The organism is Polynucleobacter campilacus (assembly GCF_002206625.1).
Taxonomy (GTDB): Bacteria; Pseudomonadota; Gammaproteobacteria; order Burkholderiales; family Burkholderiaceae; genus Polynucleobacter; species Polynucleobacter campilacus.
Genome location: NZ_NGUP01000003.1, coordinates 805,049 through 830,588 on the forward strand (window position 1 = coordinate 805,049; position 25,540 = coordinate 830,588).

The window sequence follows — 25,540 nt, forward strand, 5'->3', positions numbered from 1 at the left end:
CCGAAAACCCTTGATCAAGGGTGTCTGGTCTATCCGCTCCATTTTTTCCAGCACATTTAAGAAGCCGTTGTCCTTCGGGGCCACGGCTTTTTTTCCTAGGATTCATTAGCGTGCAGCACTTAGCATCAAGCCGTGCGCCGATGAATGGCTCGCTCGTCAGATCCAATCGGTTGCAAAACCAGGCGGAAATGAATGGTCGGGTCTTCTTAATCGTTAGTTCGTACTAATCCTCACGTGAAGGAGTAACACACATGGCAACAAAGAAAAAACCTGCTGCTAAGAAAAAAGTAGCTGCTAAAAAAGTAGCTGCTAAAAAGAAGCCAGCCGCTAAAAAGCGTCCAGCTGCTAAAAAGAAGCCAGCCGCTAAAAAGCGTCCAGCTGCTAAAAAGAAGCCAGCCGCTAAAAAGAAGCCAGCCGCTAAAAAAGCAGCTGCTAAAAAGCGTCCAGCTGCTAAAAAGCGTCCAGCTGCTAAAAAAAAGTAAGTAAACCTGCTGCGAAGAAAGCGGGCTCTGCTGTAAAAAAGCCCGCGGCTAAGAAAGCTGCATCAGTAACAACTGCCGCTGCTTGGCCCTTCCCAACTGGCACTCGTCCTTAAGTTTTAACTTTAGACGAGTGGTAAGAAGTTCAAAGGGGTCTCAATGAGACCCCTTTTTTATTGCCTAACTAGCCCAGCTCGGTAAAGTCTCTATAAGCTTAGAAGCTGAACCCAAATGCTGATTTGAATTGCTCTGTAATCTGAGCTTTGCTTAATTGGTGGTTTTGTGGTCCTTGATGGCTAATTTTGATTGAGCCCATCAAGCTCGCCAGGCGACCGGTAGTTTCCCAGTCCATGCCATTTTCTAGGCCAAAAAGTAATCCTCCACGAAAAGCATCGCCGCATCCAGTGGGGTCAATGATTTTTGCTGTGGACACTGGTGGAATAGCAATACATTTACCTTCGGAATAGATATCAGCACCTTCTGCGCCTTTGGTCACAATCAGAGCCTTTACGCGTTCAGCGACTTTAGAAAGACTTAAGCCAGTTCTTTGGGAAAGCATTTCACCCTCATAGTCATTGACAGCCAGATAGCTTGCAATATCAACCAACTCTAGTAGCTCTGGACCATTAAACATGGGTAAGCCTTGGCCTGGGTCGAAGATAAAAGGAATATTCGCTTCTGCCAATTGATGGCAATGCTCCCACATCCCTTGACGACCATCTGGAGCGACGATGCCAAACTTTGCAGCCCCTTTAGTATTTTTATCGCGCTCGGCAAGTACTGCAGAAACTTGGTTTAAGTGGGATTCATTCATGGCGCCTGGATGAAAGGCGGTAATTTGATTATTTGACTGATCGGTTGTAATCATCGCTTGAGCAGTAAATGCATGTTCAATTTGGCGAATGTGGCTGGCATCAATGTGCAATTGCTTGAGTCGCTCTAAGTAAGGCTTAGCGTCCCCACCAACGGTTGCCATAATGATCGGATCGCCACCCAAAAGACTGAGGTTATAGGCGATGTTGCCAGCACAACCACCAAATTCTCGGCGCATCGTTGGTACCAAGAAGGCCACATTCAGAATATGAATCTGCTCTGGCAGGATTTGATCGGCAAATTTGCCTTCAAAGTTCATGATGGTGTCGTAGGCGACAGAGCCGCAGATCAAGCTAGCCATAAATTACTTTCTGTAAGAGATAAATAAGAATCAGGGTTAAGGATAAAGAAAAAGCACAATTGGGGATGTTTTAGGGGTAAACCACTCTCACCCGATAGCCAGCTGCATTCTGTGGCAATGGAATTGGTAGTTGAGCTTGGATTAACTCTCCGGGGGCAATGCCTAAGCGCAAAAAATCAGCATGAGATTCTTGCCATGCAATGGGTAACCATTCTTTTGGAGTTAAGCGAACTGATTTGATCTCAGATTCTTCTGCATCAGTCAGAGTAATTTCTAAATTTGGAGGTAAAACAGCAAGTGCAAGACGATTTTGTATTTCAACTTGCAGTATTGATTGATTTGCGCCGCTTTTAAGGCCCTCTCGTGCGTTTTCGGGTGATAGTGTGGCGGAAGTTATTTTCCATGCAGCAAAATCGCTTACGGGGCGATTTACGCATCCTAGTACGCCACATATTTTTTCATCGATAGCCTGCAAAATAGAAAAGGCGGACACTGAAAAAGCATTTGATGTGCCATCTACTCGTGGCGCTAACGCTGGCAGTAAAGAATTTCTGGAGAGATGCTCACTAAAAACCAGCAACAGGATAAAAAAACAGGCGAGTAGAGTGAACTTCACCCCCTTTTTTTGCGCAGGTGCAGCAAAATCTCTTTTTTTACTACCCTCTTGATCTTTAGAGAGCGTTCCGTGTAAACAAACCCACCCATCATTCTCTTTCCAGATAGAGATTTTGAGCCATTGACTATAAGTGGCAATCACCTCATCTGCTTGACGTGCAAGCACTCCAGATAAAACAATTTGTCCACCGAGGCGTATTTTATTAACCAACGCTGGAGCGAGCACTTGAAGTGGGTTAGCCAAAATATTGGCCATCACAATATCGTATTTGGTTTCTGCTGCAAGCTCTGGAGCATCCTCATTTGGTAGAACAAACTGGATGACGGTGTTGTTGATTTGGGCATTGCTGCGTGCTGCAACTATCGCCTGAGGATCGATATCTGTTCCTACGACGGGATTGCAACCTAGTTTTGCAGCAGCAATAGCGAGGATGCCGGAGCCGCAACCGTAATCGAGCAAACTCTGATTTTTTAGATTGGTATGCTCTTCGAGCCATAGCAAACACAAATGGGTGGTGGGGTGGCTACCTGTTCCAAAGGCTAGGCCCGGATCAACCGCCAAACAGATTGCATTTGGATCAGTGGGAGCATCGTGCCACGATGGCACGACCCAAATGCGTTTGCCGATAGGAATCGGTGCGAACTGACTTTGGGTAAGCCTTACCCAATCTTGCTCTTCAACAATTTTTTCTTGAGGAGCTGATAACTTAAAACCAGCCTCTTTTAGAGAGGCAAGTAGTTCAGGGATAAATTGCGCGCTACCGGAAGCATCAATCTCTGGATTAAAAAGAGCGGTTACTGAAGATCTATCCCAAGCCTGCACATCAGGCGATAAACCGGGCTCTCCGTACAGTGGGTTCTCATCATATCCGCCAGCTGCATCATCTTCTACGGTGACGGATAGAGCCCCTAACTCCAGGAGCGCATCGCCTAATGGTTCTGCTGTTTCAGCAACTACCGTGAAGACCAGTTCACGATAAGACATAAGGCACTCGCATTAGTTAAGATTTTCCGCGGCTTGCGGCTTGCTCTTCTAAGCGATGCTCCAGGTAGTGAATGCTGGTGCCGCCTTCCATGAAGTTAGGATCCAACATTAATTCACGGTGCAAGGGCACGTTGGTAGTGATGCCATCAATCACCATTTCGGAGAGGGCAATTTGCATGCGGCGAATCGCTTGTTCACGAGTTTTGCCATAAGAAATCAATTTGCCAATCATCGAGTCATAGTTCGAAGGAACAACATATCCACTGTAGGCGTGGGAATCTACTCGAATTCCAGGGCCGCCTGGCATATGGAAGGATCCAATCTTCCCTGGGCTGGGTGTGAACTTGAATGGATCTTCTGCATTCAAACGGCATTCGATTGCATGGCCACGGAACACAATATCTTTTTGGCGATAGCTTAATTTCAGGCCAGCAGCAATTCGAATCTGTTCTTGAACGATATCCACACCAGTAATCATTTCAGTGACGGGGTGCTCAACTTGAACACGGGTATTCATCTCAATAAAGAAGAATTCACCATCCTCATAAAGGAATTCAAAAGTGCCTGCGCCACGGTAGCCCATTTTTCGACAGGCTTCTGCACAGCGTTCACCAACTTTAGCGATTAAGCGACGATCAATGCCTGGGGCCGGAGCCTCTTCTATTACTTTTTGATGGCGGCGCTGCATCGAGCAATCACGTTCACCTAACCAAATTGCATTGCCATGGGTATCAGCTAGAACCTGAATCTCAACGTGGCGAGGTTTTTCTAAAAACTTCTCCATATAGACTTCTGGGTTACCAAACGCACGACCCGCTTCTTCGCGCGTCATATTGACAGCATTGAGCAGAGCTGCTTCGGTGTGAACAACGCGCATACCACGACCACCGCCACCGCCAGCAGCTTTAATGATGACTGGATAGCCCACTCTCTTGGCAGTAGCAATAATTTCTTTTGGATTATCTGGTAATGCACCTTCGGATCCAGGAACGCAAGGAACGCCCGCTTTAATCATCGCGCGTTTAGCAGAGACCTTATCACCCATTAAACGGATTGTTTCTGCTTTAGGACCTATGAAGGCAAAGCCAGATTTCTCAACGCGCTCAGCAAAGTCAGCATTCTCGGAGAGGAAACCGTAACCCGGGTGAATGGCTTCGGCATCAGTCACTTCAGCCGCAGAAATAATGGCTGGCATATTGAGATAACTCAGTGGCGAGGGGGCTGGTCCAATACAAACGGCCTCATCAGCCAGCTTCACGTACTTAGCTTCTTTATCTGCGGTGGAGTAGACCACTACAGTTTTAATTCCCAACTCACGGCATGCGCGTTGGATACGGAGAGCAATTTCTCCCCGATTGGCAATCAGAATCTTATCGAACATGTCGGCTCTGAGTTAGGTAAAAATAGATTGGTAGAGGAGCTTAAAAGATTAAGCAATGATGAATAGTGGTTGGTCAAATTCAACTCCTTGACCGTTTTCACACAGAATCTCTTTAACAACACCTGCGTATTCTGACTCAATCTCATTAAGTAATTTCATCGCCTCAATGATGCAAAGCGTTTGGCCTACTTTTACCGTATCACCAATGCTGACAAAATTGGGAGACTCTGGATTTGGCGCGCGATAGAAAGTGCCTACCATTGGGGAGCGAGCAACAGAGCCAGATTCAGCAGCAGGCGCCTCAGTAACTGGGGTAGAGGCTAGTGCAGCCGCTACAACTGGTGCAGCTTGTGGGGCTGGAGCAGGCGCTGGATTTGTATGCACTATTTGTCCAGCAGGGGCTGCAGAGCCAGAGTTAACGATGCGTACACGGTCTTCGCCTTCATTCACCTCTAATTCAGAAATGCCCGACTCAGACACGAGGTCGATCAAGGTTTTTAGTTTTCTCAGATCCATAGGAGTACTTCCTCTCTTGTAATACTTTAAATAGACTTATTTTTGCGTATGGGCAATCGCTGCTTGCAATGCCAATTCATAACCAATCGCGCCAAGACCACAAATCACACCAGTAGCGATATCGGATAAATAGGAGTGTTTACGAAACTCTTCGCGCTGATGAATATTGGATAAATGGATTTCTATAAAGGGAATAGCTACCCCAGCCAAAACATCTCGTAAGGCAACGCTAGTATGGGTAAATGCACCTGGATTGATGATGATGAAATTCACCCCATCTTGTTTCGCTTTTTGAATGCGGTCAATTAACTCACCTTCATGGTTGCTTTGATAGGTGCTCAGGTCTACAGATTGAGTTTGAGCTAGCCCTTCTAGCTTTTGATGAATATCTTTAAGGGTGGTTGTCCCATAAACCTCTGGTTCACGAGTGCCTAGTAAATTGAGGTTTGGACCCTGAATTACGAGAATTGAAGCTTTTTTCGACATAGATCCCTGTTTTTAGAGGCAGTTTGGTGTTCATTGCATCGAATGCTATGGGAGAAGTATACCTTCTCAAGATTCTGAAAAAAGGAACTCTAGGCATTTTTAGGGTGAGATTTTGAGCCTAAATACCCTAATTGCCTTATTTTTGAGCAATAAAAAGGTCGGTCTGAGTCTAGAAAAATCGATATCAGTCTCTATAAAACATCTTTAATTACTTTTCTGAGCTCATCTTCGCTTATCTTCCCTAATTTTGTATACGTTGCCTTACCCTTGGAATTAATAATTACTGTGTAAGGAAGAGCTCCTTGGGTATTGCCCATTTGCTTAGAAAGATTGCTGCCCTCTAGACCGCCGACAACAATCGGATAGGAGACTGGGGTACTTTTAAGGAATTCACGAATATTAGAGGGTGAATCGATACCGATACCAACAAATAACGTATTTTGCTGTAAAAACTCTTGCGAAAGCAAGTCTAAAGTAGGCATTTCTTCGATGCAAGGGGGGCACCAGGAGGCCCAGAAGTTCACAACGAGGACTTTTCCCTGCCATTCAGTCGTATTTACTGGTTTTCCGTCCGGAGTTTGCCAAGGGTTAGCAAAAAAAGCTTTTACAGACGGTTCGCTAGCTAAGCCAGTTTTCGAAATCCACTGTGAAGTCAGTACGCCGCCTAGCAGTGCCAAAAGACCAATTCCACAGATGGTCAGTAATTGTCTTCGGTTCATTGCAACTCCTTCGCTAAAATTCGTAGATGCATATACATATCTTGGGCATTTGCGGCACTTTCATGGGCGGCATTGCCGCAATCGCTCGGCAAGCCGGACATCGTGTAACTGGTTGTGATGCTAACGTGTATCCGCCAATGAGTACACAACTTGAGGCTCAGGGCATCAAATTGATTGAGGGTTTTTCACCAGATCAATTATTGCAGTTTGAGACGATGCCTGATTTATTTGTGATCGGCAATGTGGTTTCTCGTGGCAATCCCTTGATGGAGGCTATTCTGAATCAAGGGCTCCCTTATATTTCTGGTCCGCAGTGGCTAGGAGAACAAGTTTTATATGGCAGGCATGTTTTAGCAGTTGCCGGAACGCATGGCAAGACAACAACATCAGCCATGCTCACTTGGATTTTAGAATTTAATGGTTACAAACCGGGTTATTTGATTGGTGGTGTGCCACTCAATTTCACCGTATCTGCACGCTTAGGTGAGAGTAAATATTTTGTGATCGAGGCTGATGAATACGACACCGCTTTTTTTGATAAGCGCAGTAAGTTTGTGCACTACAGGCCACGCACCGCTTTATTAAATAATTTGGAATTTGATCATGCCGATATTTTTGCTGATCTAGCGGCCATTGAGACCCAGTTTCACCATTTAGTTCGTACAGTCCCGGGCGATGGTTTGCTAGTGGTGAATGGCGAAGAGCCTGCCTTAGCCAGTGTGATTACTCGGGGTTCTTGGGCGCCTGTAGAGCATTTTGGTCATGAGTCCAATAATGAGTGGTCATTCATTTCTCAAGAGAGTGACGGCTTTATTGTGCGCAAATCTGGCAAAGAGATGGCTACTGTGAAGTGGGCTGCAGATTCTGGAGTGATGGGTCGACATAATCAACTTAATGCTCTTGCAGCAATTGCATCAGCAAATCACATTGGTATTTCACCGGCGGATTCCGCTTGCGCTTTGGCGCAATTTAAAAATGTCAAACGACGTCTTGAAACAATCGGTGTTGCAAATAACATTACGGTCTATGACGATTTTGCCCATCATCCAACTGCGATTACGACAACTGTGGATGGTTTGCGTCGTCGCGTTGGCAAGGCTCGTATTCTGGCAGTATTAGAGCCTCGCTCTAATACGATGAAGCTAGGCGTGATGAAAGCGCAGCTTCCTGGCAGCTTAGAGCAGGCAGATCAAGTTTTTGCCTATGGTGCTAACGCTGGTAAGGAGTCTTTAGGCTGGGACTTGGCTGAGGTGTTATCCCCACTCAATACAAAAGAACAGGGCAAGGCACATGCTTTTGATGATCTGGATGCCTTAGTAAATGCCCTTGTAAAAGAGGCAAAGCCTGGAGACCATATTCTGGTGATGAGTAATGGTGGATTCGGTGGGGTACACCAAAAAATATTAAAAGCGATTAGCGCTTAATCGGTACGATCAAAGTAAATCAAAATACAGAGAGCAAATCATGGGCGACAGATTAAAAAATAAGGTAGCAATCATTACAGGCGCGGCAAAAGGAATTGGTTTTTCTACAGCGCAACGCTTTGCACAAGAAGGTGCCATCGTGATCATGGCGGATATGAATCTAGAGTCCGTAAAAGGTGCTTCCGCACAAATCCCGAATGCAGAAGCTTATGCCATGAATGTGATCGATCGGGCCAGCATTCAGGCGGTTGTGGATCAAGTGATGCAAAAACATGGCCGTATCGATATTTTGATTAACAACGCTGGTATTACGCAGGATGCCCGCTTGGTGAAGATGACGGAGGCGCAATTTGATGCAGTAATTGATGTCAATCTCAAGGGCGTATTTAATTGCACACAGTTGATTGTTCCCCATATGTTGGAAGCCAAATCAGGGGCGATTGTCAATGCATCTAGTGTTGTTGGTATTTACGGCAACTTTGGCCAAACTAATTACTCGGCTACTAAATTTGGTGTAATTGGTTTTACTAAGACTTGGGCTCGCGAGCTCGGCCCTAAAGGCATTCGGGTAAATGCGATTTGTCCTGGATTTATTGCAACTGAGATGGTTAAAGCGATGCCAGAAAATATTTTGCAGGATATCGAGAGGCGCAGTTGGCTTGGGCGCCTTGGTACTCCGGAGGAAATAGCAAATGTGTATTTATTTTTAGCTAGCAATGAGGCCAGCTATATCAATGGAGTTGCTTTAGAGGCTAGTGGCGGAATCTCTCTCTAAGCATGAATCTTTTATACGAAGAAGGCGGCGATATTAAGCTTGCCACAGTGCAGGCTTCATCAGGTTCGGGTGATGCCGAGTCTTGGCAAGCCACTAGTCTTTCGGGAAAAAAGATTAAGCTCAAAGCCAAGGAAGTTTGGCTACGCTTTGAAAAGCCTGAAGCTCAGGCCGTCATGGATGAGGCCACTGTTTTATCTAAAGACATCGATTTGCAATTACTTTGGGATTGCGCTCCAGAAGAAGAGTTTGGTCTCGTCGATGTCTCACAAGAATATTTTGGTGAGCAAGCCACTATTGCTCAGCAAGTCTCCTTGGGAATTGCTTTGCAGGGAGCCCCGGTATTTTTTCGTCGCAAAGGGCGTGGGCGTTTTCAAAGAGCGCCACTTGAGCAGTTGCAGGCTGGCTTATTAGCGTTGGAGCGTAAGCAAAAAGACTTAGAGCAGCAGTCTGCTTGGCAACAAGAATTGGTCGCAGGCACCTTCCCAGCAACACTTCAGTCTTTGGCTTCGCAGTTATTATTTTCACCAGATAAAAATACCACTGCGTATAAAGCGTTGATGACTGCATGTAATGAGATGGGGGAGTCGCCTGTGCAGCTCATGATTCGTTGCGGAGCAATTGATTCACCCCTGGCTTATCACCAGGGTATGTTTCTCAAGACGCATTTTCCTAATGGGGCTGCGCATAGTCAAAGTATCGCTATTGACCAAGCTGCTTATGCCGCCGCTATTGCAGAGCTTCCTCTTGCAGATGTGAAGGCTTTCTCAATTGATGATGCTGGAACCACGGAAATTGATGATGCCTTATCGGTAATAGAGCTCGTTGATGGAGGTCATCGTATTGGTATCCATATTGCGGCACCTGGTTTGGTGATTGCTAAAGATGATTCCCTAGATCGGGCAGCGCGCAGTCGGATGTCAACAGTCTATTTTCCGGGTGACAAAATTACGATGTTGCCTGATTCTGTCATTGAGCAATTTTCTTTGGATGAAGGCGCCTCAAGACCGGCCTTATCGATTTACGTTGATATCGATGCGCAAGGCGTGACAAATAGAGATTCACTTCAAATGCGTGCCGAGATGGTGCCCATGGTTGCCAATTTGCGTCTAGAAGATATTGAGCACCTCGTTAGCGAAGAAAGTTTGGCTGATGAAGCGGCTACTTATCCTTATCGCAAAGAGCTCGCTATTTTATGGAAGGCTGCTCAGCTCCTGCATGCTGGTCGCCAAGAAAAGCGCATCGCTAATGGTCTTCGTGCAGAGCAGTTAGGGCTTATTGACCCTAATGCTTTAGCAAGAGATTTTCACTTCCAGATCAAGGATGTGAATGGAGTAGAGCGCGTAGAGATTGTGCCGCGTCAGCGTGGATCTATCCTCGATACGATTGTTGCTGAATGGATGATTTTCTGTAACAGTGCCTCTGGTCAACTCTTAGCTGATCATGGTTTGCCAGGGTTATTCAGAACCCAAAAGGGTTGGGGCCCGTTGCGCACGCGCATGCAAACTACCCCAGGACCACATGAAGGCTTAGGCTTAGATTATTACGCGTGGTGTACATCGCCACTGCGTCGTTATTCTGATTTAGTAAATCAATGGCAGCTCATTGCCTTAGCTAAGCATGGGGTAACCGCCAAGATGGTTGCGCCTTTTCCGCCGCGTGATGCTAGTTTGATGGGTATTGCAGCAGACTTTGAATCTTGCTATCAAACTTATGGTGAATACCAAGACAGATTAGAAAAGTACTGGTGTCTGCGTTGGGCTACTCAAGACGGCGACTCTAAGAATGTACATGTGCGTCATTTAAAAGAAGGCATGTCTCGACTAGAGTTGGTCCCCTTGCATCTCCCTGTTCCAGAGTTGGCAAGCCATCCACGAATGACTCGCGCCGAGGTGGTGCTGGCAGATATCGATTTATTGCAGTTGAGTGCCGCTGTTAGGGTGCTAGAGATCGAGGCTAAGGCTGAAGTGCCACAAGTGAGTGCTCAAGAAGATGGTAGCGCAGACTAAATTGGAACAATTCGTGATACCTGAGAAATTAAGAAAAGCCATGCTTTATTTTCAGACCACTTGGCAACGCTATCCATTTCGCTTGGCACTTTGTATCTCACTTGTAATTCATATTATTTTTTTATCGGTTCGTTGGGGATTTGGAGAGATTGAGAATCGTCGCCTCAATACTCCTCTCAGCATTGTTTTGGTCAATGCTAGTAATAAAACACCGCCTAAGGAAGCTAATAAATTAGCGCAAGCGGATTTACAGGGTGGTGGCAAAACAGAAAATCAAGATGCAACTGCTTTGCATCGTGCTCGCTTGGGTGCAGAGGCTCGTCTTGAGGTTTTGGAGAAACAGCAAAAGCAAATGTTGGCAAAGTTGACTGAGGAGCGACTTCGTTCAGGCGGACGTAAAAGTGGAGATGATCAAAAAATGACTCCCCAACTGAATTCTCTGGAAGCGGAACTGGCTAAACGTTTGGAGGTAGATGGACGCGAACCACGTCGCAAAGTCTTAACGGGCACCAATGCTAAGGCAGTGACTTTTGCACACTATTACGATGCCATGCGTCAGAAGATCGAAGCTTATGGAAGTGCATTTTTTCCGCGTGCCAATGGCCGCCCTTTATACGGTAGCTTGGTGATTGTGATTAGCGTGGACGCCCAAGGACGAATTACTACGAATGCTCAAGGTAAGGACGGTCTATCGATCGGTCGCAGCTCAGGCAACCCAGAGTTAGATAGGCAGGCTATTGCCATCGTGCGAGCTTCCGCTCCGTTTGGTCCATTTCCTTCAGAAATGCGAAATCAGATTGATGTACTAGATTGGGTTTCGACCTTTGAGTTTGCTCGCGATGGTACTGATCGTCTGGAGTTACAACGTTAATTTTGAAAAATACCTCATAAATTCGCTTATTCTGTAGTCATTATGAATTCATCTACCCCAGCCGATCTGCATACTGATCCCAGTTTATTTGCTGGGGTGGATGTGTATGCTGTTGCCGGCAATCCGATTGCTCATAGTAAGTCACCTGTAATCCACCAAAGCTTTGCAGAACAAGCTAGGCAAAAAATGCACTATGGGCGCTTGCAACCTGACATTAATTCATTTGCGCTAGAGGCAAAATCTTTTTTTGCAGCTGGCGGTAAAGGTATGAATGTCACTGTGCCATTTAAACTCGATGCACAAGCTTTTGCAGATGTATTAAGCTCGCGCGCTCAGTTGGCAGGCGCTGTAAATACCTTATGGACAAAAGATGGCAAGATTTATGGCGATAACACTGATGGTGCTGGTCTAGTACGTGATTTATTGGCACAAGGTATTGCCATTCATCAATCGAGAATCTTGCTCTTAGGTGCGGGTGGGGCAGCCCGTGGTGTGATTGGCCCGTTGCTAGAGCAATCGCCAAAGTGTTTAGTGATTGCCAATCGTTCTAATGCAAAAGCACAAGAGCTAGTGAAATTATTCACCGATCTTGCGGTCTCCAAAGAGGTTGCTCTTGAGTCTAGAGCCTTAGTTGAACTTGAGGATGCTGCAAAAACACCCTACCCATTTGATTTAGTCATTAATGCCACCGCGGCTGGTTTAAGTGATGAATCTCCTTTAAGTACTCAGGCAGCGGCTAATATTTTTGTACCAAGCTCTTTTGCATACGATATGGTCTACGGAAAATCTACCGCCTTTATGCAGCAAGCTTTGCAAAAAGGCGCAAGGGTGAGCGATGGCCTAGGAATGCTAGTAGAGCAAGCTGCGGATGCTTTCTTATTATGGCGCGGCGAAACTTTAGCCGCGGCGATTGATCCACGCGCAGTGTTAGTCAAACTTCGCAGTTAATTGACCTATTTGGCTTAATTTTTCGATGCGTTGGCTCACTTATTTAGTCAAATGCCTACTTTGTGGTTTTGTAGCAATGCAGCTCTATTTTGCGATACAGATCGCCTTATGGATTGTTGTCAATCCTTCAAGCACTGCGTTTCAAAGGGCTGAGCGTTGGCGCTTATGTTCATGGCATTGGTCCTGTCCTGTTTATTCTGAGTGGACGCCTTACGACAAGATTTCTAATAATCTCAAACGGGCTGTATTGGTTAGTGAAGACGATATCTTTTTCCAGCATCAAGGCTTTCGCTTTGAAGATATGAAAAAAGCTTGGGAAAAGAATCAGCAAAAAGCTCAGACGGGAAGTAGCTCAAAGACGGCTTTGCGTGGCGGCTCAACCATTACACAGCAGTTGGCTAAAAATCTCTTTCTTTCTTCGGAGCAAAATTATTTTCGTAAAGGACAAGAATTCATCATTGCCGGGCTTTTGGAGTTAACTCTCTCAAAGCAGAGACTATTTGAGATTTATCTCAACTCCGTAGAGTGGGGTGAGGGTATTTTTGGAATAGGATCTGCTGCCCATTACTACTATTCAACAACTCCAGCCTCATTAGACCGAGATCAAGCTGCAGCCTTAGGTTCCGCACTGCCTTCACCGAAGTGTTTTGATAAACCTCAATATTGTCGTAAGGCTAATATTCACTTTCCTACTCGCCAAGACTTCATCTTAGGAAATATGGATCGCGTTGCTTTGGCGCCTTATCCGAACCCTAAAGGTAGCAAATAAATTAGCCAAAGGATTCTTAGGTGCGGTGTTTATTTAGAAGCTGCAGACCTCAAAGCATCACGCGTACTTTGCGCTACATCTCTTGCAGCCTGAGCAAAATCACTACCAGCGCTTGCATACAAAATCGCTCGTGATGAATTGATGATCATTCCAGTGCCGGGTGCATTTGGAATGCGACCTGCTTTAATGGTTGCATCGATATCACCACCTTGAGCACCAATGCCCGGAATCAGTAAGGGCATGTCACCCACAATGGCGCGTACCTTAGCAATTTCTTCGGGGAAGGTGGCGCCGACTACGAGACTGATCTGACCAGAGCTATTCCACTGTTGTGCAGCTAGTTTGGCAACATGCAAATAGAGTGGTTCTCCTGAGTTCACATTTAGAAATTGCAAATCTGAGCCACCGGGGTTGGATGTACGACAAAGCACAATGACTCCTTTGCCAGCGTGCTTGAGGTAGGGTTCAATGGTGTCAAAGCCCATATAGGGGTTCACGGTGACCGCATCTGCTCCATAGCGTTCAAAAGCCTCTTGGGCATAGTGATCAGCTGTGCTGCCAATATCCCCGCGCTTGGAATCAAGGATCACGGGGATATGGGGATATTGGTCCTTCAGGTGCCTAATGAGCCTTTCTAATTGGACCTCAGCCCTTTGGGAGGCAAAGTATGCAAACTGGGGTTTAAATGCGCATACTAAATCCGCAGTGGCATCGGCAATTTCTCGGCAGAACTCAAAGATCCCCTCAGGTTTGCCTTGTAAAGATGGGGGAAGGCGCTTAGGATCAGGGTCAAAACCAACGCACAGCATGCTGCCTTGGGAAGCCCATGCAGACTGGAGTTGCTGGTTAAAGGTATTTGAGCGAGAGTTCATTGGATTTGGCTTATTTTAGTGAAACTGTCATGTTGTATAGGATAAACTAGCGCACATTCCTTAGGAGTTCACCATGATCAACTTGTTCGTCCTGCAAAATGGCCGCCTCTCTCAAGAGCAAGTCGAAGATCGCAATGAATTGTTGCAATACGCTAATCCTATCTGGATCGATGTCGTTGATCCAGAGGAAGAGGAACTTATTTGGATTAAAGAGGCGTTTGGGGTGCTTTTGCCTGAGTTGGACGACTTGGGCGACTTGGAAGCCTCTGCCCGCTATTTTGAGGCCGACGATGGCCATCTCCATATTCGTACTGATTTCTTATTGGATGAGGAAGAAACTTCTCGCAACGTGCGAGTTGCGTTTGTCCTGACCAAGCAAGTGTTGTTCTCGATTCATGATGAAGATTTGCCAGTGTTCCGCTTGGTTCGACTACGTGCGCGCTTGCGCCCTGGTTCAGTGAGCAATGCAAAAGACGTATTGCTTGATCTGTACTCCACTGATGCTGAGTATTCTGCTGATGCCCTGGAAGAAGTTTATGAAAACCTCGAACAAGCTGGTAAGAGAGTGCTATCTGACAGCATTAATGATGCTGATGCTGCAGAGGTTTTAGAGACGATTGCGAAAGAAGAGGATACCAACGGACGCATTCGTCGTAATGTGATGGATACCCGCAGAGCCTTATCTTTTCTGATGCGCAGCAAGTTGCTGTCTGATGAGCAGCAAGAAGAAGCCCGTCAAATTTTGCGCGATATTGATTCTCTTGAGAACCATACTGCATTCTTATTCGATAAGATTAACTTCTTAATGGACGCAACGGTCGGCTTCATTAACTTGAACCAATCAAAGATTATCAAGATCTTCTCGGTGGTATCAGTTGCCTTAATGCCTCCTACTTTGTTGGCAAGTGTTTGGGGTATGAACTACAAACATATGCCTGAGCTGGATGCGACTTGGGGTTATCCAATGGCCATTGGTGCGATGATTATTTCATCCGTTATTCCGCTAGGCTACTTCTATAGCAAAGGCTGGATGAAGTAATTAGTTGTTGAGGAGTGTAAGTAAGCCGGTCAACGCATACTCAGTTGCCTGTTGCCGTATTGCTTGTCTATCACCGATAAATAGTTTGGTTTGACAAGTGGTGACATGCTCACCACTTGTATTTGGTATGGTCCACCCAAAGCAAACTGTACCCACAGGCTTTTCTGCTGTGCCCCCTGTGGGCCCAGCAATTCCAGTAATTGAAACACCGATATTGCTGCCAGCATTGCGCTGTGCCCCCTGTGCCATGGCCTTAGCTACTAGCTCGCTCACTGCCCCATGAGACTCTATTAGCTCTACTGGAACTCCTAGACACTCTGTTTTAGCTTGGTTGCTATAGGTGATGTAGCCGCGCTCGAACCACTCGCTCGATCCAGATAATTCTGTCAGAGTGGCACAAACCAGGCCGCCCGTGCAAGATTCGGCGAGCGCCACTTTCCATCCTCTAGCCAGTAAAAGTGGGGCTAGTGTTTTAGCGTGATCAATTGAGCTCATATTGCAATTATCTTCTGTATCAAGGCAATTGCTAATAGTGTGAAGAAGGCTGCAGCAAGGTCATCGACCATAATCCCAAAGCCCCGCCAAAGTATTTGCAATAAGGAAGATTGGGAATGATCGCTACCCTCCATCTCTTTAAAGTAACGATCAATCATTCCAATAGGCCCTGGTTTGATGGCGTCAAAAAAACGGAAGAGTCCAAAAGCGACCACCTGCATCCAAATATTAGTTGGCATGATAAAAAAAAGAACAATCCAAAAGGCAATAATTTCGTCCCAAACAATGCCGCCGAAATCTTTTCTGCCTAACTCTTCGCTGACCTGACCACAGACCCAACACCCTAAGAGAGCTCCACCGCCAATAATCCAAACAAAGTCCTCGGTGGAAAAGAAATACTCGCCTAGCAAAAAAGTTGCCCAAGCCCAGAGAGTGCCAGCAGTCCCAGGTGCGAGCGGGCTTAGACCGCTACCAAAGCCAAAGGCGATAGTGCGACTAGCGGTTTGTCTCACCCACTTAAAAGTGGGTGTTGCTAGATTGAGATCTTGCGCAGTGTTCATTTTACAAAGTGGTCAAATGATTTCAGGAGTGCAGCTGATTTGGTCTCGTCTAGTAAGACACCATTTTTATTGAGTAAAGATAATTTTTCTAATACACCAGCTGTTTTTGTAACGCTACCAATTCTAGTGAGGGGTAAATTGAGTGCTGTGCTGATTTGATCAATAGCATCTCTCTTATCAATCGGAGCGGTGAAGCAGATTTCATAATCATCACCACCACTAGCAGCAAATTGATTTTGAATGTCCTCACTTTGTTTTTGCAAAGTTTCAGATTTTGGAAGCCGATCTAAAAAGACTTCTGCGCTCACCTGAGATTGGTTAAGAATATGTTGTAGATCGCCAAGTAGGCCATCCGATATATCTAAGGCTGCGCTTGCAACCTCTCGTATTTTCATGCCTAGCTCTACGCGCGGAGTTGGGTTATGCATGCGATGTTCTATTTGTTTTAAGTCACTCTCAGGTAGATTCATTTCATGACGCAGTGCAGCAAGAGCAAGTCTTGCATCTCCAACAATTCCTGAGGCCCAGATGTCGTCGCCGACTTTTGCGCCTGATCTGCGTATGGCTTTTCCCGAGGGAATACTACCGAATGCAGTAATGGAGATCGTCAGGGGGCCAGCAGTGGTGTCTCCGCCAATGAGTGGGCAGGAATACTGATTTGCAATGGCAAAAAGACCTTTGGAAAAAGCTTCAAGCCAGGCTGCATCTACTTTAGGTAAGGCGATGGATAAAGTGAATCCTATAGGCTTTGCTCCCATGGCTGCTAAGTCTGAAAGGTTGACTGCAAGGGCTTTGCGGCCTAGTAGCTCAGGATTAGCATTCATAAAAAAATGCCTGCCTGCGACCAGCATATCGCTCGTAATCGCAATTTCTTCTCCTGCAGCCGGCTTGAGAAGGGCACAATCATCACCAATGCCTAGAGCAATCATTTTCTGATCATTGGAGCGCATTGCATCTGCACCCGCTTTAAAAAAACGCTGGATGAGGTCAAATTCGCCAAGAGGGCTAGATTCAGAATGCATATCCTATTTTATGGCTCTTGGGGAGCTGGCGCTCGAGAGGAATAGAATTAGACTCTTGAATACGCCCTACCAAAGAGCACACTGATGAGTAAAGAAAACAATAAAGAGCAACAAATTGCAGCCCTAAGAGAGGCTGCTCTGCAGTATCACGAGTTTCCAACTCCAGGCAAGATTGAGATTGCTCCAACTAAGCAGCTGACCAATCAACGGGATTTAGCGCTTGCCTATACCCCAGGCGTTGCCTTTCCTTGCGAAGAGATTGTTAAAGATCCTGCTAATGCATTCAAATACACTGCCCGTGGAAATTTAGTTGGTGTGATTACCAATGGCACCGCCGTTCTCGGCTTGGGAAATATTGGACCGCTGGCAAGTAAGCCTGTGATGGAGGGTAAAGCTGTCCTTTTCAAAAAGTTTGCAGGTATTGATGTTTTCGATATTGAAGTAAATGAAAACGATCCCGATAAATTGGTAGAAATTATTGCTGCACTAGAGCCAACATTTGGTGGTATTAACTTAGAAGATATCAAAGCACCTGATTGTTTTATAGTCGAGCGCAAGTTACAAGCGCGCATGAAGATTCCGGTCTTCCATGATGATCAGCATGGTACTGCGATTGTGGTTGCAGCAGCCATCATCAATGGTCTGAAGGTGGTTGGCAAAGATGCGGCTAATGTAAAGCTGGTTACCTCTGGCGCTGGCGCGGCAGCATTGGCTTGCTTGGATTTATTGGTTGATCTTGGTATCCCCCGTAAAAATATTTGGGTAACCGATTTAGCTGGTGTTGCCTATAAAGGTCGCACAGAATTAATGGATCCGGAGAAGGAGCCGTTTTGCCAAGAGACGGAACTACGAACATTGGATCAGGCAATTGAAGGCGCTGACATTTTCTTGGGCCTATCGGCTGGCGGCGTATTAAAGCAAGAGATGGTAAAGAAGATGGCTCCTAAGCCACTGGTCTTTGCCTTAGCAAATCCAACTCCAGAAATTCTGCCTGAAGAGGTGAAGGCGGTGCGCCCGGATGCAGTGATGGCTACCGGCCGCACTGATTACCCTAATCAAGTAAATAACGTCTTGTGCTTCCCATTTATTTTCCGCGGCGCTTTAGATGTGGGCGCTACAACGATTACACGCGGCATGGAAGTGGCTGCCGTGAAGGCGGTTGCTGAGTTGGCGCAAGCAGAGCAGAGCGAAGTAGTGACCTCTGTGTATGGCATTGATAATTTGTCATTTGGCCCAGAGTACTTAATTCCAAAACCATTTGACCCACGTTTGATTACGGTCATTGCACCTGCTGTCGCAAAAGCGGCCATGGCGGATGGCGTGGCAACCCGCCCCATAAAAGATTTTGATGCCTATCGCAATCAGTTGCAGCAGTTTGTCTACCACTCTGGTACCTTGATGAAACCGCTCTTCAATATTGCGAAGCAGGCACCAGCAAATCAAAAACGCATTGTGTTTGCTGAGGGCGAAGATGAGCGCGTATTGCGTGCTGTACAAATCATTATTGATGAGGGTCTTGCTACCCCGATTTTAATTGGTCGCCCAGCCGTGATCGAACACCGAATTGAAAAATTTGGCTTGCGTATGAAGGCTGGCGATAACTTTGAAATCGTCAACCCGGAGAACGATTCGCGTTTCCGTGATTTTTGGCAAACCTATTTAGCTCTGACAGAGCGTAAGGGCGTTACAGAGTCTTTTGCAAAACTCGAGATGCGTCGTCGCAATAGTTTGATTGGCTCAGTCATGATTAGCAAGGGTATAGCGGACGGCATGATTTGTGGAACGATTGGCAATTCTGCTACGCATCTGAAATATATTGATGAGGTTGTGGGTCGTGAGCCAGGCGCAAATGTTTATGGTGCTATGTCGGGGTTGATTCTTCCGGGTCGCCAAGTATTCTTGGTGGATACGCATATTAATATTGATCCAACAGCACAAGAGTTGGCTGAGTTGACTTTGATGGCTGCAAGTGAAATGCGCAAACTTGGATTGATTCCAAAAGTCGCACTTCTTTCGCACTCGAACTTTGGGTCTAGTAATGCCCCTTCCGCTATCAAAATGCGCGAAGTATTGGCCTTAATTCAAAAAGCAGCGCCTGATTTAGAGGTGGATGGTGAAATGCATGGCGATACCGCCTTGGATGAAACTATTCGGGCGGGTGCGGTCACCTCATCCCCATTGAAGGGCAGCGCAAATCTCCTGGTTCTACCGAATATTGATGCCGCTAACATTTCTTACAACTTGTTAAAAACAGCAGCAGGCAACGGTATTGCTATTGGACCCTTGTTATTGGGTGTGGCTAAGCCAATCCATATTTTGACTCCAGCGGCTACCGTGCGCAGGATTGTGAATCTGACAACATTGGCGGTAGTAGAGGCCGCTAGTAACGCTAGAGGGATTGCCTAAGTCATTTAAATATATGTAAGTTAGTATTAACTTACATATATTTATCCTATATAAATCAATGGTTTATATAAAATGCACTGTATTTGGGCTTGATTTGATAGCGCGTTACGGGTAACCTAGCAAACATCATGAATAATCGTAATGACAACACCGACTTAGCCAGCTTCGAGGAGCATAGCCGGGCTGAAAGTTGGGACAGCAATGATCGATTAGAGACTGAATCATCTGCTGCCAATGTTTATGCCCAGGGCGGTTTATCTCGTTTACAAACCTATGCAGCAAATCAAGTTTCGGGGAAAAAAGTGACAGCTTCTTGGCGTGCCGCTTTGGCCGTTCGCGATGCCGGACCGCCGGCAATGTTGCGCAGTGTGCGCACTAATATCGTGCAATCAATTCGTGCTTTCCGTACTCCAGATTTACAGGAAGCGGCTACTGAACTCGGTCAACATTTCATTTATGCAAATTGCGCAAATGCGATGACTAAGGGCGAGGTGCTGGAGTCAATCGCAATCGCTTACTCATTTACAAAACAACAGGCCAAAAATTTTGACCCTTTGTTAGATGCATTGACTACAACAATTGACAAGACTGGTTCACAACCTGGATTTGTTGTAGTGCTTGAAGGTTTGCCTTGTACTCAGAAATTCGATAAAGAAGCCCGTGAAACTCTTTTAGATGTTTTCCGTGACGCTGTAGATTTTTGGGCTGAGCGTCGCACACCTTATAGGGTCTTCTACTCTTTTGCTTAATCGCTCAGGTAGCTTAAGCCCCTGGAATCGCCTCTATTTGAGGCGATTTTGCATTTCAGGATTCCAAATACTGTGAACAGTTGTAATGGCAACTGTTCCGGCTGTTTCGGTGCGTAATACGCGCTCCCCAAGTGAAACGATTTGGTAACCAGCCGCCTCTGCTTGAGCTTCCTCTTCTGGCGAGTGACCACCCTCCGGCCCAATCATGAGAACAATATCTTGTGGAGCACTTTTCATGAGAACTGAATACATGCTTTTAGTAGCATCCGGGCTTAAGAGTAGTTTTAATGTTGGCTTTGGGTTTGCCTTTAGATACGTTTCAAAAGTTTGGATGGGTTCTAGGGTAGTAAATACCGTGCGATCACATTGCTCGCATGCTGCTTGAATGATTCCTTCCCAATGCGCATGACGCTTTTGGGCGCGATCCTGATCGCTAGGGCGTGTGAGCTTAAGAATTGAGCGTTCACACTGCATGGGGGCAATGATTTGAGCTCCAGTTTCAACAGCCTTCTCCACGATCCAGTCCATTTTGTCGCCTCCAGCCAAGCCTTGGGCCAAAGTAATCGCATAAGGCGTCTCGCGGTGAGTATCGGTGCGGATATTGCTGAGCTGAACTTGCCCCGTTTTTCCGCTCAAAGAAAGGAGCTCAGCCTGGGCTACCCGACCCTTTCCATCAAATATAGGAAAGGATTCCCCGGCCTGGATGCGCCGAACACGCAAGTGATGGGCGACCTCAGTGGTGAGGGTTGTTGGCTTTTCGGATTCCCATGGCCCGGGAAGATAAAATTGAGGCATTACTGCAATATAGCCAATTTATTTTCCTCGAGACCAATTTTACGATGCCAAACCTTCAAATCCGCATGGCCAACGCAATTCGTGCTTTATCAATGGATGCCGTTCAACAAGCAAATTCAGGTCATCCTGGTATGCCAATGGGCATGGCAGATATTGCTGTTGGGCTTTGGAACGAACATTTAAAACATAATCCAACCGATCCTCATTGGATTGATCGCGATCGTTTTGTTTTATCCAATGGCCACGGTTCAATGTTGTTGTATTCACTCTTGCATCTTTCTGGTTATGACTTGCCAATTGCAGAGTTGAAGAACTTCCGCCAATTGCACAGCAAAACTCCAGGGCATCCCGAGTATGGAATAACGCCTGGTGTTGAAACGACTACTGGCCCACTTGGCCAAGGAGTTTCTAACGCAGTAGGTATGGCGCTTGCTGAAAAATTATTAGCAGAAGAATTTAATCGTCCTGGTCTGAATATCATCGATCACTACACCTATGTATTTTTGGGTGATGGTTGTTTGATGGAAGGCATTAGTCATGAAGTTTGTGCATTGGCTGGTACCTTAAAGCTCAATAAGTTGATTGCACTTTGGGATGACAATGGAATTTCGATTGACGGTAAAGTAGTTTCTTGGTTTAACGAAGATACGCCAAAGCGCTTTGAGGCATACCACTGGAATGTGATTCGCAATGTTGATGGTCATGATGCTGAAGCTGTATCGGCTGAGATTGCTAAAGCTAAAAAGAGCGATAAGCCCACCCTGATTTGCTGCAAGACCTCTATTGGCAAGGGTTCGCCCAATATGGCTGGCAGCGATAAAGTCCACGGTTCACCACTAGGTGCTGCTGAGATTGCAGAAACCCGAGTTGCTTTGAACTGGCCTTATGCACCGTTCGAAGTTCCAAAAGATATTTATGATGCTTGGGATTTTAAAAAGCGTGGTCAAGCGGCTGAGCATGAATGGAATAAAGAATTTCAGAAATATAAAACCAAATTTCCAGAACTCGCTTCTGAATTACAGCGTCGTATGCTAGGCGATTTATCAAAAGACTTTTCAAGCACACTGAATGCTTACTTAAAAACTTGCCAATCGAAAGCAGAAACAATCGCTACTCGTAAAGCTAGCCAAAATGCGATTGAAGCTTTAGCGCCTGCTTTGCCAGAATTTATTGGCGGCTCTGCTGATTTGACTGGTTCAAACTTAACTAATTGGTCTTCATGCAAACCAGTACGTGGTGATCAATGGGGAAATCATATTAATTATGGTGTGCGCGAATTTGGTATGAGCGCCATCATGAATGGTATCGCCTTACATGGCGGCTACATTCCCTTTGGCGGCACCTTCTTAACTTTCTCAGACTACAGTCGTAATGCAATTCGCATGGCTGCTTTGATGAAGTTGCGCAGTATTTTTGTTTTTACGCATGATTCTATTGGCCTTGGTGAAGATGGCCCAACCCACCAATCTGTAGAGCACGTTGCTAGCTTGCGATTAATCCCCAACCTGATGGTTTGGCGTCCCTGTGACACTACTGAGAGCGCTGTGGCTTGGGGTTCTGCCATTGAGCGTAAGAATGGCCCTAGTGCCTTAATCTTTAGTCGCCAGAACTGCCCATTTGTTTCTCGCAATGCTCAGCAAATTAAAGACATTGCACGCGGTGGCTATGTATTGCGTGACCCGCAATCTGGAAAGATCAATGCAGCCATCATCGCTACTGGCTCTGAAATAGCCCTCGCTTTACAAACGGCAGAACGTTTAGAAAAAGAGAGCGCAGGAAAAATTGGTATTCGAGTAGTTTCAATGCCATCGACTACGGTATTTGATCAGCAAGATGCTGCCTATAAAGCGAAGGTATTACCAGCCAAGATTCCACGCATTGCGATTGAAGCGGGCGTGAGTGATTTTTGGTGGAAGTATGATTGTGCAGCGGTACACGGTGTAGACACCTTTGGTGAGTCTGCACCTGCAGGTCAGTTGTATGAATATTTTGGTTTAACAGCAGATCAAATCGCAAAGACTGTAAAAAAATGTATCGCACAAAAATAATCATTCAGAATTTAAAATGAGTAAGGGGTAATAAATGACAATTCGTGTCGCAATTAATGGTTATGGACGTATCGGGCGTATGGTGTTGCGAGCCCTGTATGAAGATCAGGTCAATGGTAAGCCACGGCGTGATATCAAGATTGTCGCGATCAATGCGATGGGCGATATTGCTATCAATGCCCATCTTACCCAGTATGACTCAGCGCATGGCCGCTTTCCTGCAGAAGTATCGGTCGACGGTGATTGCATGGTTGTAAATGGCGATCGCATCAAAATGTTTTGTACTCGTAATCCTGCAGAAACCCCATGGGGTGAATTGGGCGTTGATTTGGTTTTAGAGTGCACTGGCAAATTCACCTCCAAAGAAAAAGCCATGATTCATATAGAGCAGGGTGCAAAGAAAGTATTGATCTCTGCTCCTGGTGAAAAAGATGTAGATGCAACCATTGTTTATGGCGTCAACCAAAATGTATTGAAGCCAACAGATGTGGTGGTATCCAATGCAAGCTGTACAACTAACTGTTTAGCTCCATTGGTAAAACCATTGCTCGAAAAAATTGGTATTGAGTCTGGTTTGATGACAACTATTCATGCATTTACGAATGATCAAGTATTAACTGATGTGTATCACAAGGATATGCGTCGTGCACGTTCTGCTGTGACCAGCATGATTCCAACCAAGACTGGCGCAGCAAAAGCAGTTGGTTTGGTATTGCCAGCATTAGCGGGCCGCTTTGATGGTTTTGCGATGCGGGTACCAGTGATTAATGTTTCTGTAGTTGACTTAACGTTTTCGGCAAGTCGTGCTACTAGTTTGGATGAGGTGAATTCCATTCTTAAGGCCGCTAGTGAGGGTGAGCTTAAGGGAATTTTGGGCTTCAATACCTTGCCTTTGGTTTCGATCGACTTTAACCATGATCCACGCCCAAGTATTTATGACGCATCCCAGACGCGCGTCTCTGCCGATGGGAAGCTGGTCAAAGTATTGGCTTGGTATGACAACGAGTGGGGTTATTCGGTACAAATGCTCAATGCAGCTGAGGCATTAATGGCTGTAAAGTAAGTAAAAGTACTTAAAAGTTGCTAACAGTAGCTAAAAAGTAGAAAAGACCTCAACATGAGGTCTTTTTTGATTGCCAAGTTGCTGAAAAGTGCTTATTTTTGCTTATTTCGACAGTTTTTCTTCTGACAATGACCATACATTGCTAAGGAATGTTCTTGGAGCTTAAATCCGAGATTTTTGGCGATATCTCGCTGCCTTTTCTCGATTGCTTCATCTACAAACTCTTCCACATGGCCGCAATCAAGACATACCAGGTGGTCGTGATGTTGACCCTCATTCAGCTCATAGATTGCTCTGCCATCACCCTTACTAGACTCAAAATGGCTGCGAAGTAGCAAGCCTGCCTGCTCAAATTGGGTAAGAACGCGATAGACCGTAGCTAGACCGATTTCTTGATCCTCTTTTGCCAGGGCCATAAAGACGTCCTCAGCGCTAAAGTGGGTGCCACCATTTTGATGAAAAAAATCCAGAATTTTCATGCGTGGACCGGTCGCCTTTAGGCCAATATTGCGCAAATCTGAAGGAGTAGGGTTTTGGTTCGTATTCATGGCTTTGGGAGCTAAAATCAATGTCTTAATGATACGGCCAGCCATGCAAAATTGCCTTGAACTTTTTAATCGTTTTTTGAACCCTCTTTTTGGGGGGATTTTCAGCCTTGCCCGACTGGGGCTCGCCGTTTTTACCATGACTGCTCTTTTGGGCCTTGCCGCTTGCACTTCAGCTGTTGACAATACTCAGCGGGCCTGGATGAATACAGTATTTAGGCCTTATGTTCCAGACGTTGTTCAGGGCAATTTCATTTCCAGCGAGCAGTACGCAAAGTTGCAATTAGGGATGAGTCGTGAGCAGGTACGTCAGATCTTAGGCACGCCTTTATTAGCCAGCTACTTTCATGCAAATCGTTGGGATTATGTTTTCGAATTTAAACGTTCTGGGCAGCGTATTGCTAAGGAACGTCATATCTCTGTATTTTTTGATGGCGATAAATTAGTCAGGTTTGAAGGTGATGCGCTGCCAACCGAAATTGAGTTGGTTGCTGAGATTGATAACTATGCCAAAACAAAGCGTTCCTTCTGGGATGTTATGACAGGGTCAAATAAGCCGCCAGTGACACCTCCGCTGCAGAAGCCGGAGCTATTGGTCGCAAGCCCAACAGACAACCTGCCTAAAGGCGCTGTTGTGCCGGCAGTACCTGCTAAAAGCAAGAGCTCATTTTGGGATTTATTTGGTTCCTCGAAGTCATCAGATGGTCAAGCTGTATCGCAACCTGAAACTTTAGGTCCTGGTGCACTGAATGTTCCGCCAGCCCCTGAGGCGAAGAAGTGAGAATTATTGTTGCATTG

At 45.9% G+C, this 25,540-nt stretch carries 25 protein-coding genes and 1 pseudogene; 13 read left to right on the forward strand and 13 right to left on the reverse strand.

Translation table 11 applies throughout. The annotated features are described in order from the left end of the window. The first annotated feature begins 251 nt into the window (after positions 1 to 251). On the forward strand, positions 252 to 482 hold the full coding sequence (locus CBI31_RS07600) for a hypothetical protein (RefSeq protein ID WP_240553800.1): 231 nt from the start codon (positions 252 to 254) through the stop codon (positions 480 to 482). Between the two features lie 211 nt (positions 483 to 693). Here CBI31_RS07600 and CBI31_RS07605 read toward each other — a convergent pair whose 3' ends face one another. The 7 genes and pseudogenes from CBI31_RS07605 to CBI31_RS07630 form a co-directional block, all read right to left on the reverse strand. Further along, complete coding sequence (locus tag CBI31_RS07605) at positions 694 to 1,653, reverse strand: carbohydrate kinase family protein (protein ID WP_088525757.1); 960 nt, start codon at positions 1,651 to 1,653, stop codon at positions 694 to 696. A gap of 70 nt (positions 1,654 to 1,723) precedes the next feature. Then, positions 1,724 to 2,269 carry a DUF3426 domain-containing protein gene (locus CBI31_RS10525; RefSeq protein WP_240553842.1) on the reverse strand — a complete coding sequence of 182 codons (546 nt, stop codon included), beginning with the start codon at positions 2,267 to 2,269 and terminating at the stop codon, positions 1,724 to 1,726. A gap of 63 nt (positions 2,270 to 2,332) precedes the next feature. Then, a pseudogene (gene prmA, locus CBI31_RS10530) lies at positions 2,333 to 3,253 on the reverse strand (50S ribosomal protein L11 methyltransferase); the annotation flags it as partial. 16 nt (positions 3,254 to 3,269) lie between these two features. Then, positions 3,270 to 4,634 (reverse strand): acetyl-CoA carboxylase biotin carboxylase subunit, encoded by a 1,365-nt coding sequence (gene accC, locus CBI31_RS07615; protein ID WP_088525759.1) that lies wholly within the window; start codon positions 4,632 to 4,634, stop codon positions 3,270 to 3,272. A 48-nt stretch (positions 4,635 to 4,682) separates the two neighbouring features. Further along, entirely contained in the window at positions 4,683 to 5,150 is a 468-nt protein-coding gene (accB, locus tag CBI31_RS07620) for an acetyl-CoA carboxylase biotin carboxyl carrier protein (RefSeq protein ID WP_088525760.1), read from the reverse strand. 36 nt (positions 5,151 to 5,186) lie between these two features. Continuing rightward, positions 5,187 to 5,636 (reverse strand): type II 3-dehydroquinate dehydratase, encoded by a 450-nt coding sequence (aroQ, locus tag CBI31_RS07625; RefSeq protein WP_088525761.1) that lies wholly within the window; start codon positions 5,634 to 5,636, stop codon positions 5,187 to 5,189. A 191-nt stretch (positions 5,637 to 5,827) separates the two neighbouring features. Continuing rightward, complete coding sequence (locus tag CBI31_RS07630) at positions 5,828 to 6,355, reverse strand: TlpA family protein disulfide reductase (RefSeq protein WP_088525762.1); 528 nt, start codon at positions 6,353 to 6,355, stop codon at positions 5,828 to 5,830. Between the two features lie 26 nt (positions 6,356 to 6,381). Here CBI31_RS07630 and mpl point away from each other — a divergent pair, with 26 nt between their 5' ends. From mpl to mtgA, 6 genes are read left to right on the forward strand one after another with little or no spacing between them, the layout of a single operon-like run. Further along, positions 6,382 to 7,779 (forward strand): UDP-N-acetylmuramate:L-alanyl-gamma-D-glutamyl-meso-diaminopimelate ligase, encoded by a 1,398-nt coding sequence (mpl, locus tag CBI31_RS07635; protein WP_088525763.1) that lies wholly within the window; start codon positions 6,382 to 6,384, stop codon positions 7,777 to 7,779. Between the two features lie 40 nt (positions 7,780 to 7,819). After that, positions 7,820 to 8,554: a 3-oxoacyl-ACP reductase FabG gene (fabG, locus tag CBI31_RS07640; RefSeq protein ID WP_088525764.1), complete on the forward strand. Its 735-nt coding sequence runs from the start codon at positions 7,820 to 7,822 to the stop codon at positions 8,552 to 8,554. Positions 8,555 to 8,556: 2 nt separating this feature from the next. After that, a complete protein-coding gene (locus tag CBI31_RS07645; RefSeq protein WP_088525765.1) occupies positions 8,557 to 10,560 on the forward strand; it encodes a ribonuclease catalytic domain-containing protein in 2,004 nt (667 codons plus the stop codon). 40 nt (positions 10,561 to 10,600) lie between these two features. Next, on the forward strand, positions 10,601 to 11,431 hold the full coding sequence (locus tag CBI31_RS07650) for an energy transducer TonB family protein (RefSeq protein WP_240553802.1): 831 nt from the start codon (positions 10,601 to 10,603) through the stop codon (positions 11,429 to 11,431). A gap of 42 nt (positions 11,432 to 11,473) precedes the next feature. Next, positions 11,474 to 12,379 carry a shikimate dehydrogenase gene (gene aroE, locus CBI31_RS07655; protein WP_088525767.1) on the forward strand — a complete coding sequence of 302 codons (906 nt, stop codon included), beginning with the start codon at positions 11,474 to 11,476 and terminating at the stop codon, positions 12,377 to 12,379. A gap of 25 nt (positions 12,380 to 12,404) precedes the next feature. Then, complete coding sequence (gene mtgA / locus CBI31_RS07660) at positions 12,405 to 13,148, forward strand: monofunctional biosynthetic peptidoglycan transglycosylase (RefSeq protein WP_088525768.1); 744 nt, start codon at positions 12,405 to 12,407, stop codon at positions 13,146 to 13,148. 29 nt (positions 13,149 to 13,177) lie between these two features. On the opposite strand, the gene pyrF is transcribed toward mtgA, so the two are convergent. Beyond that, positions 13,178 to 14,020 (reverse strand): orotidine-5'-phosphate decarboxylase, encoded by an 843-nt coding sequence (gene pyrF, locus CBI31_RS07665; protein ID WP_088525769.1) that lies wholly within the window; start codon positions 14,018 to 14,020, stop codon positions 13,178 to 13,180. Between the two features lie 73 nt (positions 14,021 to 14,093). Here pyrF and corA point away from each other — a divergent pair, with 73 nt between their 5' ends. Next, the gene (corA, locus tag CBI31_RS07670) at positions 14,094 to 15,059 is read left to right on the forward strand and encodes a magnesium/cobalt transporter CorA (RefSeq protein WP_088525770.1); all 966 of its coding nucleotides are present in this window, start codon (positions 14,094 to 14,096) and stop codon (positions 15,057 to 15,059) included. Here corA and CBI31_RS07675 read toward each other — a convergent pair whose 3' ends face one another. The 3 genes from CBI31_RS07675 to thiL are packed head-to-tail and all read right to left on the reverse strand — an operon-like array spanning position 15,060 to position 17,136. Continuing rightward, entirely contained in the window at positions 15,060 to 15,554 is a 495-nt protein-coding gene (locus CBI31_RS07675) for a CinA family protein (RefSeq protein WP_088525771.1), read from the reverse strand. Further along, positions 15,551 to 16,114 carry a phosphatidylglycerophosphatase A family protein gene (locus CBI31_RS07680; protein ID WP_088525772.1) on the reverse strand — a complete coding sequence of 188 codons (564 nt, stop codon included), beginning with the start codon at positions 16,112 to 16,114 and terminating at the stop codon, positions 15,551 to 15,553. The genes CBI31_RS07675 and CBI31_RS07680 overlap by 4 nt, the downstream gene beginning before the upstream one ends. Next, positions 16,111 to 17,136 carry a thiamine-phosphate kinase gene (gene thiL, locus CBI31_RS07685; RefSeq protein ID WP_088525773.1) on the reverse strand — a complete coding sequence of 342 codons (1,026 nt, stop codon included), beginning with the start codon at positions 17,134 to 17,136 and terminating at the stop codon, positions 16,111 to 16,113. The genes CBI31_RS07680 and thiL overlap by 4 nt, the downstream gene beginning before the upstream one ends. A gap of 84 nt (positions 17,137 to 17,220) precedes the next feature. Between thiL and CBI31_RS07690 the strand changes: the two genes are divergently transcribed. After that, on the forward strand, positions 17,221 to 19,542 hold the full coding sequence (locus tag CBI31_RS07690; protein ID WP_088525774.1) for an NADP-dependent malic enzyme: 2,322 nt from the start codon (positions 17,221 to 17,223) through the stop codon (positions 19,540 to 19,542). 128 nt (positions 19,543 to 19,670) lie between these two features. Then, complete coding sequence (locus tag CBI31_RS07695) at positions 19,671 to 20,291, forward strand: barstar family protein (RefSeq protein ID WP_088525775.1); 621 nt, start codon at positions 19,671 to 19,673, stop codon at positions 20,289 to 20,291. Between the two features lie 33 nt (positions 20,292 to 20,324). Here CBI31_RS07695 and CBI31_RS07700 read toward each other — a convergent pair whose 3' ends face one another. After that, on the reverse strand, positions 20,325 to 21,086 hold the full coding sequence (locus CBI31_RS07700; protein ID WP_088525776.1) for a 16S rRNA (uracil(1498)-N(3))-methyltransferase: 762 nt from the start codon (positions 21,084 to 21,086) through the stop codon (positions 20,325 to 20,327). Between the two features lie 44 nt (positions 21,087 to 21,130). On the opposite strand from CBI31_RS07700, the gene tkt reads away from it, so the two are divergent. Beyond that, positions 21,131 to 23,134, forward strand: coding sequence for a transketolase (gene tkt, locus CBI31_RS07705; protein WP_088525896.1), 2,004 nt, complete (start codon positions 21,131 to 21,133; stop codon positions 23,132 to 23,134). A 34-nt stretch (positions 23,135 to 23,168) separates the two neighbouring features. After that, positions 23,169 to 24,197 carry a type I glyceraldehyde-3-phosphate dehydrogenase gene (gene gap, locus CBI31_RS07710; RefSeq protein WP_088525777.1) on the forward strand — a complete coding sequence of 343 codons (1,029 nt, stop codon included), beginning with the start codon at positions 23,169 to 23,171 and terminating at the stop codon, positions 24,195 to 24,197. A gap of 92 nt (positions 24,198 to 24,289) precedes the next feature. On the opposite strand, the gene fur is transcribed toward gap, so the two are convergent. Further along, the gene (fur, locus tag CBI31_RS07715; protein ID WP_088525897.1) at positions 24,290 to 24,745 is read right to left on the reverse strand and encodes a ferric iron uptake transcriptional regulator; all 456 of its coding nucleotides are present in this window, start codon (positions 24,743 to 24,745) and stop codon (positions 24,290 to 24,292) included. 136 nt (positions 24,746 to 24,881) lie between these two features. Here fur and CBI31_RS07720 point away from each other — a divergent pair, with 136 nt between their 5' ends. Continuing rightward, entirely contained in the window at positions 24,882 to 25,523 is a 642-nt protein-coding gene (locus CBI31_RS07720; RefSeq protein ID WP_240553804.1) for an outer membrane protein assembly factor BamE, read from the forward strand. The last annotated feature ends 17 nt before the right edge of the window (positions 25,524 to 25,540 follow it).

Excerpts from the sequence above, each read along its gene's own strand:
- CBI31_RS07600 (WP_240553800.1), top strand. The coding sequence starts at position 252 with ATGGCAACAAAGAAAAAACCTGCTGCTAAGAAAAAAGTAGCTGCTAAA.
- CBI31_RS07605 (WP_088525757.1), bottom strand. The coding sequence starts at position 1,653 with ATGGCTAGCTTGATCTGCGGCTCTGTCGCCTACGACACCATCATGAAC.
- accC (WP_088525759.1), bottom strand. The coding sequence starts at position 4,634 with ATGTTCGATAAGATTCTGATTGCCAATCGGGGAGAAATTGCTCTCCGT.
- accB (WP_088525760.1), bottom strand. The coding sequence starts at position 5,150 with ATGGATCTGAGAAAACTAAAAACCTTGATCGACCTCGTGTCTGAGTCG.
- aroQ (WP_088525761.1), bottom strand. The coding sequence starts at position 5,636 with ATGTCGAAAAAAGCTTCAATTCTCGTAATTCAGGGTCCAAACCTCAAT.
- CBI31_RS07630 (WP_088525762.1), bottom strand. The coding sequence starts at position 6,355 with ATGAACCGAAGACAATTACTGACCATCTGTGGAATTGGTCTTTTGGCA.
- mpl (WP_088525763.1), top strand. The coding sequence starts at position 6,382 with ATGCATATACATATCTTGGGCATTTGCGGCACTTTCATGGGCGGCATT.
- fabG (WP_088525764.1), top strand. The coding sequence starts at position 7,820 with ATGGGCGACAGATTAAAAAATAAGGTAGCAATCATTACAGGCGCGGCA.
- CBI31_RS07645 (WP_088525765.1), top strand. The coding sequence starts at position 8,557 with ATGAATCTTTTATACGAAGAAGGCGGCGATATTAAGCTTGCCACAGTG.
- CBI31_RS07650 (WP_240553802.1), top strand. The coding sequence starts at position 10,601 with ATGCTTTATTTTCAGACCACTTGGCAACGCTATCCATTTCGCTTGGCA.
- aroE (WP_088525767.1), top strand. The coding sequence starts at position 11,474 with ATGAATTCATCTACCCCAGCCGATCTGCATACTGATCCCAGTTTATTT.
- mtgA (WP_088525768.1), top strand. The coding sequence starts at position 12,405 with ATGCGTTGGCTCACTTATTTAGTCAAATGCCTACTTTGTGGTTTTGTA.
- pyrF (WP_088525769.1), bottom strand. The coding sequence starts at position 14,020 with ATGAACTCTCGCTCAAATACCTTTAACCAGCAACTCCAGTCTGCATGG.
- corA (WP_088525770.1), top strand. The coding sequence starts at position 14,094 with ATGATCAACTTGTTCGTCCTGCAAAATGGCCGCCTCTCTCAAGAGCAA.
- CBI31_RS07675 (WP_088525771.1), bottom strand. The coding sequence starts at position 15,554 with ATGAGCTCAATTGATCACGCTAAAACACTAGCCCCACTTTTACTGGCT.
- CBI31_RS07680 (WP_088525772.1), bottom strand. The coding sequence starts at position 16,114 with ATGAACACTGCGCAAGATCTCAATCTAGCAACACCCACTTTTAAGTGG.
- thiL (WP_088525773.1), bottom strand. The coding sequence starts at position 17,136 with ATGCATTCTGAATCTAGCCCTCTTGGCGAATTTGACCTCATCCAGCGT.
- CBI31_RS07690 (WP_088525774.1), top strand. The coding sequence starts at position 17,221 with ATGAGTAAAGAAAACAATAAAGAGCAACAAATTGCAGCCCTAAGAGAG.
- CBI31_RS07695 (WP_088525775.1), top strand. The coding sequence starts at position 19,671 with ATGAATAATCGTAATGACAACACCGACTTAGCCAGCTTCGAGGAGCAT.
- CBI31_RS07700 (WP_088525776.1), bottom strand. The coding sequence starts at position 21,086 with ATGCCTCAATTTTATCTTCCCGGGCCATGGGAATCCGAAAAGCCAACA.
- tkt (WP_088525896.1), top strand. The coding sequence starts at position 21,131 with ATGCCAAACCTTCAAATCCGCATGGCCAACGCAATTCGTGCTTTATCA.
- gap (WP_088525777.1), top strand. The coding sequence starts at position 23,169 with ATGACAATTCGTGTCGCAATTAATGGTTATGGACGTATCGGGCGTATG.
- fur (WP_088525897.1), bottom strand. The coding sequence starts at position 24,745 with ATGAATACGAACCAAAACCCTACTCCTTCAGATTTGCGCAATATTGGC.
- CBI31_RS07720 (WP_240553804.1), top strand. The coding sequence starts at position 24,882 with ATGACTGCTCTTTTGGGCCTTGCCGCTTGCACTTCAGCTGTTGACAAT.